The sequence below is a fragment of the Streptomyces sp. NPDC059851 genome (assembly GCF_042732005.1).
Lineage (GTDB): Bacteria > Actinomycetota > Actinomycetes > Streptomycetales > Streptomycetaceae > Streptomyces.
Genome location: NZ_JBHWJJ010000077.1, coordinates 22114 through 36552, shown reverse-complemented (window position 1 = coordinate 36552; position 14439 = coordinate 22114). Strand labels below are relative to the sequence as shown.

At 74.1% G+C, this 14439-nt stretch carries 10 protein-coding genes; 7 read left to right on the top strand and 3 right to left on the bottom strand.

Going from position 1 to position 14439, the window contains the following annotated elements; translation table 11 throughout:
- Window positions 1-23: 23 nt before the first annotated feature.
- Complete coding sequence (locus tag ACFV7Q_RS24160) at window positions 24-692, bottom strand: O-methyltransferase (RefSeq protein WP_385431362.1); 669 nt, start codon at window positions 690-692, stop codon at window positions 24-26.
- A gap of 595 nt (window positions 693-1287) precedes the next feature.
- On the opposite strand from ACFV7Q_RS24160, the gene ACFV7Q_RS24155 reads away from it, so the two are divergent.
- The 3 genes from ACFV7Q_RS24155 to ACFV7Q_RS24145 all read left to right on the top strand — a co-directional run bounded on the left by ACFV7Q_RS24155 (window position 1288) and on the right by ACFV7Q_RS24145 (window position 7763).
- Window positions 1288-2328 (top strand): trypsin-like serine peptidase, encoded by a 1041-nt coding sequence (locus ACFV7Q_RS24155; RefSeq protein WP_385431361.1) that lies wholly within the window; start codon window positions 1288-1290, stop codon window positions 2326-2328.
- A gap of 976 nt (window positions 2329-3304) precedes the next feature.
- Window positions 3305-3622: a CU044_2847 family protein gene (locus ACFV7Q_RS24150; RefSeq protein ID WP_385431360.1), complete on the top strand. Its 318-nt coding sequence runs from the start codon at window positions 3305-3307 to the stop codon at window positions 3620-3622.
- Window positions 3615-7763: a trypsin-like peptidase domain-containing protein gene (locus tag ACFV7Q_RS24145; protein WP_385431359.1), complete on the top strand. Its 4149-nt coding sequence runs from the start codon at window positions 3615-3617 to the stop codon at window positions 7761-7763. The genes ACFV7Q_RS24150 and ACFV7Q_RS24145 overlap by 8 nt, the downstream gene beginning before the upstream one ends.
- A 544-nt stretch (window positions 7764-8307) precedes the next feature.
- Here the strand turns inward: ACFV7Q_RS24145 and ACFV7Q_RS24140 are convergent.
- On the bottom strand, window positions 8308-9174 hold the full coding sequence (locus tag ACFV7Q_RS24140; RefSeq protein WP_385431358.1) for a DUF2182 domain-containing protein: 867 nt from the start codon (window positions 9172-9174) through the stop codon (window positions 8308-8310).
- Between the two features lie 175 nt (window positions 9175-9349).
- Between ACFV7Q_RS24140 and ACFV7Q_RS24135 the strand changes: the two genes are divergently transcribed.
- Window positions 9350-10021 (top strand): DUF1326 domain-containing protein, encoded by a 672-nt coding sequence (locus tag ACFV7Q_RS24135; RefSeq protein ID WP_385431357.1) that lies wholly within the window; start codon window positions 9350-9352, stop codon window positions 10019-10021.
- 24 nt (window positions 10022-10045) lie between these two features.
- On the opposite strand, the gene ACFV7Q_RS24130 is transcribed toward ACFV7Q_RS24135, so the two are convergent.
- Window positions 10046-10996: an oxidoreductase gene (locus ACFV7Q_RS24130; protein WP_385431356.1), complete on the bottom strand. Its 951-nt coding sequence runs from the start codon at window positions 10994-10996 to the stop codon at window positions 10046-10048.
- A gap of 180 nt (window positions 10997-11176) precedes the next feature.
- Between ACFV7Q_RS24130 and cbiE the strand changes: the two genes are divergently transcribed.
- Genes cbiE through ACFV7Q_RS24115 form a run of 3 tightly spaced genes read left to right on the top strand, consistent with a single transcriptional unit; the run spans window position 11177 to window position 14032 of the window.
- Window positions 11177-12508 (top strand): precorrin-6y C5,15-methyltransferase (decarboxylating) subunit CbiE, encoded by a 1332-nt coding sequence (cbiE, locus tag ACFV7Q_RS24125; RefSeq protein WP_385431355.1) that lies wholly within the window; start codon window positions 11177-11179, stop codon window positions 12506-12508.
- Window positions 12505-13254, top strand: a complete 750-nt coding sequence (gene cobM / locus ACFV7Q_RS24120; protein ID WP_385431354.1) for a precorrin-4 C(11)-methyltransferase — start codon at window positions 12505-12507, stop codon at window positions 13252-13254. Before cbiE ends, cobM begins: the two co-directional genes overlap by 4 nt.
- Window positions 13244-14032 carry a cobalt-precorrin-6A reductase gene (locus tag ACFV7Q_RS24115; RefSeq protein WP_385431353.1) on the top strand — a complete coding sequence of 263 codons (789 nt, stop codon included), beginning with the start codon at window positions 13244-13246 and terminating at the stop codon, window positions 14030-14032. Before cobM ends, ACFV7Q_RS24115 begins: the two co-directional genes overlap by 11 nt.
- Window positions 14033-14439 lie beyond the last annotated feature (407 nt).

Genomic DNA, 14439 nt, shown 5'->3' with positions numbered 1-14439 from the left:
GCGGGCCGGCGGGCCAGCCCGCCTCAGCGTTTACGGGCGAGGGTGAGGCCGTCCGCGATGGGGAGGAGGACGGACTCGACCCGGGCGTCGGCGCGTACGTGCGCGTTGAACTCCCGGATCGCCAGGGCGTTTCCGGTGGCGTCGGCGCGGGCCGCGTTGCCGCCGTACAGGGTGTTGTCGGCGAGGAGCAGCCCGCCGGGCCGGAGCCGGGGCACGAGCTCGTCCCAGTAGGTGCGGTAGCCGCCCTTGTCGGCGTCCAGGAAGGCCAGGTCGATCTCCTCCTCGTACGGGAGGGCACCGAGGGTGTCCGCGGCCGGTGCGAGTCGCAGGTCGATGCGGTCGGCGAGGCCGGCCGCCTGCCAGGCCTCCCGGGCGATCGTCGTCCACTCCTCAGAAATGTCGCAGGTCACCACGCGTCCTCCGGGGGCCAGGCCCTCGGCGAGGGCGAGGGTGGAGTAGCCGGTGAAGGTGCCGACCTCGACGACGCGCCGGGCGCCGGTGATCCGGGCGAGGAGGGTGAGGAAGCGGGCCTGCTCGTGCGGGACCTGCATGACCGCGATGTCGCCGAGCTCGCGCGTGCGGGTGGCCAGCCGCTGCTGGACGGGCGACGGCTGCTCGGTCTGGTCGAGGAGGTACGCGTACACCTCCGGGGTGATCGGCACCGTCTTCACCGTGCCGGCGGTCCTGTCCATGCCCTCTGTCCCTCTGCCCTTGCGTCCTGCTGTGCTTGTTGCCTGCTGTGCTTGTTGCCTGTTGTGCCTGGTGTGCTTGTTGCCCGGTGTGCTTCTGACCCGGTGATCTGCTGATCTGTTGATGTGCGTGGGAGGACGGGGCGCCTCGCCGCAGTCCGCGCGGTGGTCAACGACCGCGTTCGGCTGCGGAAACGGTTGGGCTTGCCGGCCGGCGGCCGTCCGGTAGGGCGCGGCGCGTACTGCCGGGGCGTCGGCGGGTCGCCCGAGATGTCGTACGCGGCGGGCTCGTCACCCGCACGGGCAGTCCCTCGCCGCGCTGCCGGCGGGCTTCCGCGCAGGGAAGGGGACGGCGGCCCGTGCTCGGCGTGTCGCGCCGTGCAAGCACGCTGACGCCGGTCGATCCCGCGTGCGGCAGGTGGGCGCGGCTCCCGCCGGCGCGGCGCTGCCCATGGCGAGTTGGCCGGCAGACGGCCCGGGTGGGGCGGGTCGGCTGTGAGGACGGCCACACGCGGAAGCGGAACTCCCGCTGCGGCCCGCCCCGTCGAACAGGAGGCGGGAATCGGGAATCGGGGCAGGTAGCCGGGCGGGGGTCCACATGTTCACCACAGGGCGCAGGCGGGGCGGCAGGCGGGGCTGGGGCCGCCGGCTGCTCGTCGTCGCGTGCTGCGCGGTACTGGCGGGTGTCGCCGCGTACGCGTGGCAGCTGCGCGGCATCGTGGCGAACTCGGCGGCGGGCGACCGGGCCCGCGGCACGTACCTGCAGGACCCGGAGAGCGCCGACCGCACGGCGTCGGCCGTACTGGACGGGATCGTCCGGGAGACCGAGGCCGATCCGGGGCTGCGCGCCCGGCAGGCCGCGCCGCGGCGCGGGGCGAACTGGCGGGCCGCCGGGTGGCGGCCCTCCGATCCGCTGGTGGCGCGGGCCGCTGCCAGTGAGCCGACGGTCGGGGCGCTGTTCTCCCCCGGAGGCGACGGGGACCCCGACCACCACTGCTCGGGCGTCGTGGTCCACTCCCCGGCCGGGGACCTGGTCGCCACCGCAGCGCATTGCGTGTACCGGGCCGCCCTCGGCTTCCGTACCAACCTCGCGTTCGTACCCGGCTACCGGGACGGGCAGGCCCCGTACGGGGTGTGGGTGCCCACCCGCATCGACGTGGACCCGCGGTGGACCGAGGACCAGGATCCCGACTACGACGTGGCCTTCCTGAGGCTGCGGCGGCCGGGGCGGCCGGGCGAGGAGCTGGAGGACGTCACGGGGGCGGAGACGCTGCGGTTCGATGTCGAACTGCCCGCTCCGGCACGGCTGATGGGCTACCCGAACACCGCCGAGCAGCCGCTGGAGTGCTTCAACACCGCCCGTGCCGAGGGGCCCACGCAGCTGCGGCTGGATTGCGCGGACGTACCCAACGGCACGAGCGGTGGTCCGGTGCTGACCGACGGGCACACCCTGATCGGGGTGATCGGCGGCCGGGACGGGGGCGGGGACGAGAGGACCTCGTACAGCAGCCGGTTCGGCGACGGCATCCGCGCGCTGTACGACCGGGCCACCACGGGTCCGGCGAACCCGGGCCGCCGACAGGCCGCACCCCCGCCGGCCCAGGGCCCGGCGCCCGCCCGGGCCCCGGCGGCCCACTGACCCACCCGCTACGTGACTCGTCCGTCCGCGCGGCGCAGGTCGGCCAGCGGTTACCGCCGGCTCGTCCGGCGGGTCCCGTCTCCGCCCGCGGGACGCATCCGCTCCACGCCGGTCCGCGAAGCCACCGCGGGACCTTGCCGGGCGGCTAGTAGTGCTTTGTTGGCTGCTCTTGTCACGGTTGGTGTTCGGAGTTCGCTGCCTCCAGGCGAAAGCCGAGATGACCGCCCACGGGCAGGACGCGGAACCCCACCAGCCCGCATGCGGTGGGCTCGGGCCGCGTCCGCTGCCGCGTTACCGCACCCGCCCGGTCTCCTTACGCGAGCACGGATGGCCGCGGGCCGGGACCGGGGACGGACCCTGACCTGACGCAAGGGCTCCAGGGCCGCGCTGAGCTCGCACTTCGTGTTCCTGCGCGTCCGCCTCGCCGGCCGAAGGGCCCGAACCACCGCCGACGGCACGAGCCCTCCGGTCTGGCTGATCGCCCAATGGCCCGAGGGGCACGACGTGCCAGTCACGTACTGGATCTCGAACCTATTGTTCGGAGCCAGATGGCGAGGGCTGCGGCAGTCGCAGCTCCCCGGAAGACGTGTCCGCGCTCGTCGTAGCGGCCTGAGGAAGTACGTCGTCGGCGTGCGGGGCGCCGCCTCGGGGCGGTCGGTCCGGGCATGGGGTACAGGACCCTTGCCACTGCCGGAGCGCCGCCTTCCAGCCCGAACCCGACGACATCCGCGACTCGTCCGCCTCGCCGTCGCCCAAGCCCTCCGAGGACCCCATCGCCGCATGCCGGGGGCAACCCCGCCCGGCGGCCGATTCCGAAGCCGGACGGACGGCGACAGTGCGCTGCGGCCGGCGGGCTGTGCCCGCAGGGCGCGACGCCTCCTTCGTACGGCCCACTCCGTGTGCGGCACGGGCAGAAGTGCCGGATGCTGGCCGCGGACCCCTGGTGAGCGCTCGCGAGCAAAGCGGAGGAGGCTTCGTGACACCTCTGACCCAGATCCGGTTGGACGGCGGGGGCTGCGTGCTGGTGGAGGGGGCGGCCGGCCCCGTCGGACCGGTGAAGGCCGGGCGGGCCGGGGATCTCGTTCACGAGGTCCCCGGCACTTTCCAGGAGGCTCTGGAACCGATCACCCGGGCGGCACAGTCAGCCCTCGACCAGTTGCGCCAGGCGCGCCCCGACGAGATCACGATCGAGTTCGGGGTGGACCTCGCGGTCGAGGCCGGCGCGGTGATCACCAAGGGCAGCGCCACCTGCCATCTGCAGGTGGCGATGTCCTGGCGGAGCGGCCATGGCTAGCGCCGGCCGACGGGCGGACCAGGGGACTCCGTCGCAGCTGCCCACTGCGGTGGCGCAGATCCTCGGGCCGGACGGGAGCGCGGCCGGGGCGGGTTTCCTGGTGACCGAGGACTTGCTCGTCACGTGTGCGCACGTCGTCCTGGCCGCCGGGAGCGAACCCGGGGGCCGGGTGCTGCTGGCCTTCCCCCGTGCGGCCGGTTCGGACGGGCTGGAGGGGGAGGTACTCCCCGAACGTTGGCGCGCGCCAGATGACGAGGACGTCGCGTTCGTCCGGCTGAGCGGTACGCCGGTGGGCCCGGCGGTGCTGCCCCTGGGCTCCGCGGAGGGTTGCCGCGGCCATCCCTTCCGCTCGTTCGGCTTTCCGACCCAGGCACCGCGCAAGGGGCACTTGGGCTTCGGTGAGGTGGGCGATCTGCTGCCGTCCTCGGGGCGTACCGGGGCGCGTCTTCAGCTGACCAAGGCCAACGGCCTCACCACCGGGTTCAGCGGCGGGCCCGTCTTCGACGAGGTGACCGGCCTGGTCATCGGCATGCTCACCGAGATCACGGCGCCCGACGCGCTCGGCCGGGGGCACGACATCGCCTACGCCGCGCCGTCGCAGGTCCTGCGGGAGATCATGCCGGAGCTGGCCGCGCAGGACGTGTGCCCTTACCGGGGGCTGGAGCCGTTCACCGCGGAGCACGCCGACTGGTTCCAGGGGCGGGAGGAGGCGGTGCACCAGGTCCTGGCCGGCCTCGGCCGCCAGCGGCGGCTGACGCTGCTGCTCGGGCCGTCCGGGTCGGGCAAGTCGTCGCTGATCCAGGCCGGGGTCCTGCCGGCGTTGGCGCGGGGGGAGGTACCGGGGAGCGACCGGTGGCTGCCGGTGCTGGCCCGGCCTCGGCAGGACCTGCCGGCGGAGTTCGAGCGGGCCGGCCTGCCCGGGGCCCGGCGTGACGGGATCATGGCGGCGGCTGAACGACGGTTGCGGAGCGAGCCCGACTGCCATCGGGTTCTGCTGGTCGTCGATCAGTTCGAAGAGCTGCTGCTTCAGAGCGCCGACGGCCGGCTGCAGGAATCCCTCGGCGTCATCGACGACATCACCCAGGTCGCCGAGGCACCCGCCGAGCTCAGCGTGATCATGATCATGCGCGACGACTTCTATCCCCAACTGGCCGCACTGGCCCCCCGGTTGCTGGAGGCAGCCACGCCCGGACTCCTCAACGTGCCGGGCACGCTGAGCCGGCGGGACCTGAGCGACATCATCGTGCTGCCCGCCGAGAAGGTGCAGCTGCGCTTCCAGCCGGGGCTGCCCGAGCAGATCATCAGCGACGTCCTGGCGAGCAGCTCGGAACCAGCAGCCGCCCACCAGGCACCGGTCACCGTACTGCCCCTGCTCGAGATGACGCTCAAACAGCTGTGGCTGCGGCGACACGACGGCTACCTCACCCACGAGGCGTACCGGCGGATCGGAGCGGTCAGCGGCAGCCTGACGACGTGGTGCGACAGCGCCCTCAACGAGTTGCCCCCAGCCCGGCAGCGCATCGCGAAGCGCGTCCTCACCTCCCTGGTCCAACCCCAAAGCCCCCGTACCCCCGCCGTCCGCGCACAGGTACCCCTCGACGAACTGCGCGAACTGGCGGCCACCCCTGACGGTGCAGCCGGGGGTGACTTCGACGCGGTCATCGCCGCTCTCACCGGCCATCGCCTCATCACCACGCAGACGCTCCGCGACCCGGACCGGCCCCATGCCCCGCCGGGCGAGCCGGTGGCCGAACTCATCCATGACGCGCTCATCCGCGACTGGGGTGCGCTGCAGAAGTGGGTCGAGGAGGACTACGAGTTCCAGCAGTGGCTCAACCGCACCCGTGAACGGCAGCGCCGCTGGGCCGTAAAGCAGGACCCGGGCGACCTGCTCGCGGGGACGGCCCTCGCGGAAAGCTTCGGTCCGTCACGGGAGCGTGGTCTGCCCGAGGACATCGCGGCCTTTCTCTCCGCCAGCCGAAAACGCCAGCAGGCCCTCGCTCGGCGGCGCAGGCATGTCATCACCGTCCTGGCCACGCTGCTGGGGCTCGCGCTGATCGCCGCCGGAATCGCGGTGCTGCAGTGGCGCACGGCGGTCGGCGAACGGCAGGCGGCGCTGTCGCGGCAGCTCGCCACGCAGTCCCGCACGCTTCTCGACGTGAGCCCCGACCTCTCCTCGCTGCTGGCCGTTCAGGCGTACCGCACCGGCCACACGCCCGAGGCCCTCTCAAGTCTGAGGACCAACGCCTCCCTCCCGGCATATCGGCGCCTGCCGGGGCACACCGACACGGTGAACTCGGTGGCCTTCAGCCCCGACGGCCGCACCCTGGCCACCGGCAGCGCCGACGGCACCGCACGGCTGTGGGACACCACCGCCGGCACGACCCGCACCACCCTCACCGGGCAACCTGCCGAGGTGGCCTCGGTGGCGTTCAGCCCGGACGGCCGCACCCTCGCCACCGCAAGCGCAGACGGCGCGCGGTTGTGGGACACCGCCACGGGAGAGGCCCGCGCCACACTGCCTGCGAGTACCGGTGGCGTGTTCTCCGTGGCGTTCAGCCCCGACGGCCGCACCCTCGCCACCGGAAGTGGCGACGGCACAGCACAGCTGTGGGACACCGCCACCGGCGATATCCGCACCTCGTTGACCGGGCACGGCTCAACCGTGTTCTCCGTGGCGTTCAGTCCCGACGGACGCACCCTCGCCACCGTCGGCGCGGACAACACAGGACGAACGTGGGACACCGGAACGGGCACACCCCGCACCACTCTGACCGGGCACACCGACGGGGTCTTCACCATCGCGTTCAGCCCCGACGGCCACGCGCTCGCCACCGGCAGCGCCGACGGCACCGTGAAGGTGTGGGATGCCGCCACCGGAAAGACGCGCACCTCCCTGGAGGTGGCCACCGGCTCGGTGCAGGCGGTGGCGTTCAGCCCCGACGGCCGCACCCTGGCCATCGGCGGCACCAACCGCCTCCTGCGGCTGTGGGACGTCGTCACCGGGGCGATCAGGGGAACCCTGATCGGGCATACGGACACGGTGGAGTCGGTGGCGTTCAGCCCCGACGGCCGCACCGTCGCCAGCGCGAGCCACGACACGACCACACGCCTGTGGGACGTCGCCCCTCGCGGTGACAGGCCCCTGGTCGGGCACACCGGCTTGGTGCACGGCGTGGCGTTCAGTCCCGACGGCCGTACCCTCGCCAGCGCGGGCGCGGACAAGACAGTACGCCTGTGGGACGTCACCTCGGGCAACACCCGGCCCGTCTTGACCGGGCATACCGACCAGGTACTCAAGGTGGCGTTCAGCCCCGACGGCCGCACACTCGCCACCTCCAGTGCGGACACCACCGTACGGTTGTGGGACGTCACCACCGGCAAGACCCGCATCACCCTGAGGGACCCCTCTCAACTGGTCTCCGTGGCGTTCAGCCCTGACGGACGCACCCTCGCCACCGGCGGCGTGGACGGCACGGTGAGAATGTGGAACATCGCCACCGGCCGGCCGCGCGCCACTCTTTCCGGACACACCGGCTACGTGGGAGCCGTGGCGTTCAGCCCCGACGGACGTACGCTCGCCAGCGGAAGCGCGGATGAGCGCGTACGGCTGTGGGACGCCACCACCGGCAAGGCCCGCTTCACCGGCCGTACCTCCGACACCGTGCACAGCGTGGCGTTCAGCCCCGACGGCCGCACCCTCGCCACCGCCATCGGCGACTACAGCGTGCGCTTGCTGGACGCCTCCACCGGGGAGACCCGAACCATCCTGGCCGGTCGGACCAGCCAGGCGGCGTCCGTGGCGTTCAGCCCCGACGGCCGCACCCTCGCCACCGCCGACTTCGACGGGACCACGGGACTGTGGGACGCCGGCACCGGCAAGAACCACGTCACCCTGTTCGGGCAGCATGCCGAGGAGGTGACTTCAGTGGCGTTCAGCCCCGACGGCCGCACCCTCGCCTCGGGCAGCGGGGACAAGACCGTCCGCCTGTGGCATGTCAGCCTCCCCGCACCTTCCGAAGCGATCCAGAAGGTCTGCCATGCCGTCAACCGCGACCTGGACGCGCAAGAACGCACCGCGTACCTTCCGGGCAAGTCCTCAGGCCCGGTCTGCCTGACCGCCGCTAAGGCGGGTGGGTAGCCGGGGTGCTAGCCGGGTGGAGTACCCGACTCGGGGGTCGGGGGGCTCGGGGGGACCAGAACCAGAAGCGGCCCCGTCAGAGCGGCAGGGGGTGGGCTCCGCTTGTGGAGGCGTCGTGTGGCCAGGGGCGATACGCGGTACTCCGGGTCCCCAGGGGGCTCCCAGCACCCAAGGGCTTCGGAGTTGCCCTTGGGGCCCGGGGGCTTCGGAGTGCCCCTTCGGCTCCGGCGGGGTGGGGCCGTCGTGGGAGCCGGTTCCGCAGAGGTGTTGGGCAGGGGCGGGGGACGGCGACAGTGGGACGGCGCGGCCGCGTCCTGCCCGGCGGCGTACCTGCCCGGCGGCCCGTCGCGGCGGCGGCCCTGCCCGGCGGCGGCCCGTCGGAGCGCCGGGGCGGGCACGGAGCCGGAGCGGTGGGTGGTTGTCCGGATCGTCGTCGTCCATGGCTCCGAGTGTCCCGGTCCGGCCCACCGCGGTTCATCGCCGGTCCGGGGCGCCCGGGCGCACCCCGGGGGCGGACGGACTCACGGACGGCTCACGGGGCGGTTCAGCCGAGTCGTGGACCGGCGGTGGCGGTCGCCAGCATGTCCATGTGCTCCGTGTCCGGCATCGGCTGCTGCGGGGGTTCGAGGCCCGGTAGGAGCCAGGGGTGGAAGGGGGCCAGGACGGCGAGGGCGAGGAAGGCGGCGCCGACGGCGAGGGAGAACGGCGGGCCGAGCCGCCACAGTTTCTCCACGAAGATCACGAGGGAGAGGGCGGCCATCGCCAGGACGTTCATGACGCCGAGCGGGATCAGTACGATCATCAGGCCCCAGCAGCAGCCGACGCAGTACAGGCCGTGGTGGAGGCCCACCCGCAGGTCCCGCGCCCAGGGGCGGAAGCTGGCGTACCGCACGAGTTGCGCCATGGGACTGCGGCAGTGCCGCAGGCAGACGTCCTTCAGCGGACCGAGCTGCTGGAGCCCGGCCAGCAGGAACGCACCGGCGCCGATCCAGCGCCCGGTGTCCGGGTGCTGCTGGACCGCGGCGCCGGTCAGCGCGAGGATCCCGTACGTCAGGAGGCCGAAGGCGGTCCAGGCCAGCAGGTAGGCGCAGACGAACTGCGTCAGCCGCGCCGCGCGGGCCGCGCCGGCCGACCCGCGGCCGATGGACCGGGCCCAGGTAACGGCCACGGGCGCCACGGACGGGAACATCATGGCGATCATCATGATCACCCAGAGGAGCAGGAACAGCGGCAGGTCCATGCCCATGGTGCCCGGCTCGACCCCCGCGCCCCGGGCCTGGTCCAGCACCAGGAGCCAGGCGAGCAGCGCCAGCAGGAGCATCAGGGACCAGGCGAACGCCAGCTGCCGGGCCGGCAGGAGGTTCGCCGGTCTGAGGGGTGGGGCGAGGGCATTGCGGTCGAGGCGACGCACACCTCCAGGACAGCACAGGCCCCCGCCCCGGCGCGCGGTGCCCCGGCCTGGCGCGCGGTGCCCCGCCCCGGCGCGCGGTACCGCGCCGCTGCCCGCCGCCCGGATGGCCCGGCTCCGGGTGGAGGGGGAGAATTGGGGTGGGGAGCTGTGCTCACGGTCACGAGGAGGCGGCGGGATGTCCGCGGAGAGGGTGACGGTCCCCAAGTGGCACGTGGCGGGCGACTGGTTCGACACGTGCAGGTGCCATGTGCCCTGTCCGTGCACGTTCGCCGAGCTACCGACGTACGGCGCCTGCGACGGCGTCCTCGCCTGGCACATCCGGGAGGGGCGGTACGGGGACGTGCCCCTGGACGGCCTCAACGTGCTGATGCTCGGCTCCGTCGTCGGCAATGTGTGGGCCCAGCACTCCAACGCGTACGCCGCGGTCTTCTTCGACGAGCGCGCCGACGACGCACAGCGCCGGGCACTGCAGATGATCTTCAGCGGGCGGGCCGGTGGCTGGCCCGCACGGCTGGGGGAGACGCTCGGCGCCGAAATGCGGGGCATGGACTTCGCCCCCATCGGGATGGAGGTCGCCGAGGACCTCAGCAGCTGGTGGGCGACCGTTCCGGGCCGGGTCGAGGCCCGCGGCGAAGCGCTGACCGGACCGACCACCCCCGAGGGCGCGCGGGTGCAGTCGACGAACCTGCCGGGCTGCGAGACGGGGCCGGGGCAGGTCGTGACCTGGGGTCGGGCGACGGCCAACCGGGTCGAGGCCTTCGGCTTCGAGTGGAGCCGGCCCGGGCAGTCCAGCAAGTACATCCCCTTCGACTGGGCCGGGCCGGACGAGGTGGACCGAGCCGCCTGAGCCCGACCCGCCGCGCGGCCGGGTTCAGCCGCGTGGCAGTGACGCGTACTCGACGGAGGTGAGCTCCTCGGAGGCGGTCCACAGGCGTCGGGCGGAATCGTCGTCCAGGGTCCACTTCGCCCGCCAGGAGCGGACCGGCGCCCCGCGCCAGCCGAGTCGCGGCCCGAAGAACGCGTCGGGCCGGACGTCGGGTGCGGTGGCCGCGTACAGCGTCGGGAGTGCTCCGGCCGCGGCGGGCTGGGCGATGACGGCGTTGCCCAGTTCCATCAGGCGGGACACGGCCCGGTTGCCTTCCGCGCCCTGCCGTGAGGCGCCCGCGTGCAGGTTGGTGGCGGCGTACCCGGGGTGGGCGCTGGCGGCCACGATGGTGGAGCCCGCGGCCGCGAGGCGCCGGGCCAGCTCGTGGGTGAAGAGCAGGTTGGCGGTCTTGGAGCGGCCGTACGCGATCCAGCGCCGGTAGTGGCGCTCGCTGCCCAGGTCGTCGTGGTCGATGTCGCCGAGGACGTGGAGGCCGCTGGAGACGTTCACGATCCGGGCCCCGGGTGCCGCGTCGAGCAGCCGCGGCAGGAGCAGTCCGGTGAGGGCGAAGTGGCCGAGGTGGTTGACGCCGAACTGGGTTTCGAAGCCGTCCGCGGTCCTCCCGTACGGGAGGGCCATCACGCCCGCGTTGTTCACGAGGAGGTCGAGGGCGGGCCGGCGGCGTGCGTAGCCTTCCGCGAACTCCCGTACGGAGCCCAGGTCGGCCAGGTCCAGGTGGGCGAACTCCACTTCCGCGCCGGGAACTTCGGAACGCAGCCGGATGGCGGCGGCGTGGCCGCGCGCCGCACTGCGGCAGGCCAGGACCACTTCGGCCCCGCGCCGTGCGAGTTCCCGGGCGGCCGCGTAGCCGATGCCGCTGTTGGCGCCGGTGACGACGGCGGTGCGGCCGCTCTGGTCGGGGATGTTCCGGGCACTCCAGGCACTCCAGGCGGGCATGTCAGCTCCCTCACTGTCCTCACGGCGGCGAGTTACCGAGGGTAGCCCGGTCCTGTGCGGGGGTGGACCCGGTGTCGGGCCTCCCGGCCAGTAGGCTGCGGGTCCGTCCCCTCCCGGCGGGTCAGCTCCCTGACCCGCGGGTGGTCAGCCCCCGTCCCCGACGCCCCGAGGTACCGCGCAGTGAGCCCCGCACCGCCGCCGCCCCCCATACCCGTCACGGTCGTCGGCCTCGGCGCCGACGGCTGGGCCGGGCTCACCGCCGCCGCGCGCTCCGCCCTCACCTCGGCCGAGGTGCTGATCGGCGGGCCGCGGCAGCTGGACCTGCTGCCCGCCGCGGACTGCCGCGGCGAGCGCGTGGCGTGGCCGAGCCCGCTGCGGCCGGCGGTGCCGAAGCTGATGGCGGAGCACGCCGGACGCCGGGTCGCGGTGCTCGCCAGCGGCGACCCCATGTTCTACGGGATCGGGCGCGCGCTGTCGCAGGAGCTCGGGCCCGGGGCGCTGCTGGTCCACCCGCACCCGTCGTCGGTGTCGTACGCCTGCGCCCGCCTGGGCTGGCCGGTGGAGGAGACCGAGGTCGTCACGGTGGTCGGCCGCCCCGTGGCCCGGCTCGCGGCCGCCCTGTACGAGGGGCGGCGCGTGCTGGTGCTCAGCGCGGGAGCAGCGACCCCGAACGAGATCGCCGCTCTCCTGCGTGAGCGGGGCTTCGGCCCGAGCCGGATGCGGGTGCTGGAACAGCTCGGCTCCGAGCGCGAGGACGCGCACGAGGGCCGGGCCGACAGCTGGGACCACCCGCCCGGCGACGCGCTGAACGTGGTGGCCGTGGACTGCCGCCGCGACCCTGCCGCACCCGGCCCGCGGCTCGGCGCGACCCCGGGCCTGCCCGACTCCGCGTACGAGCACGACGGCCAGCTGACCAAGCGCCACGTACGGGCCGCGACCCTGTGCGCCCTCGCCCCCGCCCCCGGCGAGCTGCTGTGGGACATCGGCGGCGGCTCCGGCTCCATCGGCATCGAGTGGATGCGTACGCACCCCTCCTGCCGGGCGGTGGCGGTGGAGCGCGTCCCGGAGCGGGCGACCCGCATCACCCGCAACGCGGCCGCGCTCGGCGTACCCGGGCTGCGGGTGGTCACCGGCGCCGCCCCCGGGGCACTGGCCGGGCTCCCGGCCCCCGACGCGGTGTTCATCGGCGGCGGGCTGACCGCTCCCGGCCTGCTGGACGCCGCCTGGGCGGCCCTGGCCCCCGGCGGCCGGTTGGTCGTCAACACCGTCACCCTCGAATCGGAGGCGGTCCTCACCGAGCGGTACCGGCGGCACGGCGGCGACCTGGTGAAGCTGGCCGTCGCGCACGCGGTGCCGGTCGGCGGCTTCACGGGCTGGCGGCAGGCGATGCCGGTCACCCAGTGGTCCGTCACCAAGCCCCGGGACCCGGCCGGGAACGAGCACGCTCCGGCCGGTGCGCCGGCCCACGCCCATGCGGACACCCGCGCGAACGAGAAGGATCAGCAGACATGACCGTGTACTTCATCGGTGCGGGCCCCGGCGCCGCCGACCTGATCACGGTGCGCGGTGCCCGGACGCTGGCCGCCGCCCCGGTGTGCCTGTACGCAGGCAGCCTCGTCCCGCGCGAGCTGCTCGCCGAGTGCCCGCCCGGCGCCCGCCTGGTCGACACCTCACAGTTGAACCTCGACGAGATCATCGCCGAGTGCGTACGGGCCCACGAGGCGGGCCAGGACGTGGCGCGGCTCCACTCGGGCGACCCGTCCATCTTCAGCGCGGTCGCCGAGCAGATGCGACGGCTCGACGCGGCCGGCATCCCGTACGAGGTGGTGCCCGGCGTGCCCGCGTTCGCCGCGGCGGCGGCCTCGCTGAAGCGGGAACTGACCGTCCCCACCGTCGGCCAGACCGTGATCCTGACCCGGATCGCCCAGCAGGCCACGCCGATGCCGCCGGGCGAGGACCTGGCCACCCTGGGCCGCAGCGGCGCGCTCCTCGTCCTGCACCTGGCCACGCGCTACGTGGACCGGGTCGTCGACGAACTGCTGCCGCACTACGGGGCCGACTGCCCCGTGGCAGTAGTGGCGATGGCCAGCCGCCCCGACGAGCTGATCCTGCGCGGCACGCTGGCCGACATCGCCGACCAGGTGAAGGAGGCGGGCCTGGTCCGCACGGCGGTCATCGTGGTGGGCCGCACGCTCGGCGCCGAGCAGTTCCGCGACAGCCACCTGTACTCCCCCGAACGCGACCGGCATGTCTGCTGAGCCGCCCGCCGGACCGCACGTCCTCGTCCTGGGCGGCACCACGGAGGCCCGCCGCCTCGCGGAGGCGCTGACCGCCGGACCCGCCGCGACCGCGGCCCCGTTCCCCTTCCGGGTGACCACGTCCCTGGCCGGGCGGGTCGCGGCGCCGGTGCTCCCGCCGGGCGGGGTCCGCATCGGCGGATTCGGCGGGCCGGAGGGGCTTGCGGCCTGGATCGCCGAGCACGGCGTCACCCACCTGGTGGACGCCACCCACCCCTTCGCGGAACGGATGAGCTTCAACGCGGCCCGGGCCGCGGCCCTCACGGGGGTACCGCTGCTGGCGCTGCGCCGCCCCGGCTGGACCCCGGGCCCCGGTGACGACTGGACGTTCGCGTCGGACCTGGACGGGGCGGCGGCCCTCCTCCCCGGACTCGGCGTCGGCCGGGTCTTCCTCACCACGGGCCGCACGGGGTTGCACGCCTTCGCGCACCTCACCGAACCGTGGTTCCTCGTGCGCTCCGTGGACCCCCCGGCCGGTCCGGTGCCCCCGCGCCTCGAAGTGCTGCTGGACCGCGGCCCGTTCACCCTCGCCGACGAGCGCGGGCTGCTCGCCCGGCACCGGATCGACCTCCTGGTCACCAAGGACAGCGGCGGCTCGGCCACCGCCCCCAAGCTGACCGCGGCCCGCGAGGCCGGCGTCCCGGTCCTCGTCGTCCGCCGACCGCCGGTCCCCGAGGGCATCCCGGAGGCCGGCACCGCGGCAGCAGCGGCCGACTGGCTGTACGCAGCCGCGGGCTGAGGGCTTCACCGCAAGCGTGCAACGGCTACCCGAACGACCCCACCGGAGCCGGTCCGGGTCTCACGGACGGGGAAGACCGTACTCTCCGTCAGCCGCCGAACACCGAGGACCACGTAGCGATCCGGGGCGTCGGACACCGCTCGGCGGATGCCGGACGGCCCTCTGGAAGGCGTGAAGGGGCGAGGGGAACGATGCCCGCCCCTTCCCACCACGGCCGCTCCTGAAACGAAACCTCCCGGCCCGCACCGGAAGGACGATGGGCGGCCGGGAAGCCCCGAACCCCCGCCCACTGCGCCCGACCGCACCGCCGCCCACCACCCGTCCGGCGGCCAGCCGCGGGCCCGGGGCGCTGCCGCACCCGGACCCGCGCGGCCCACTCACCCCCTCGCCCATCGCCCGCTCGCCCG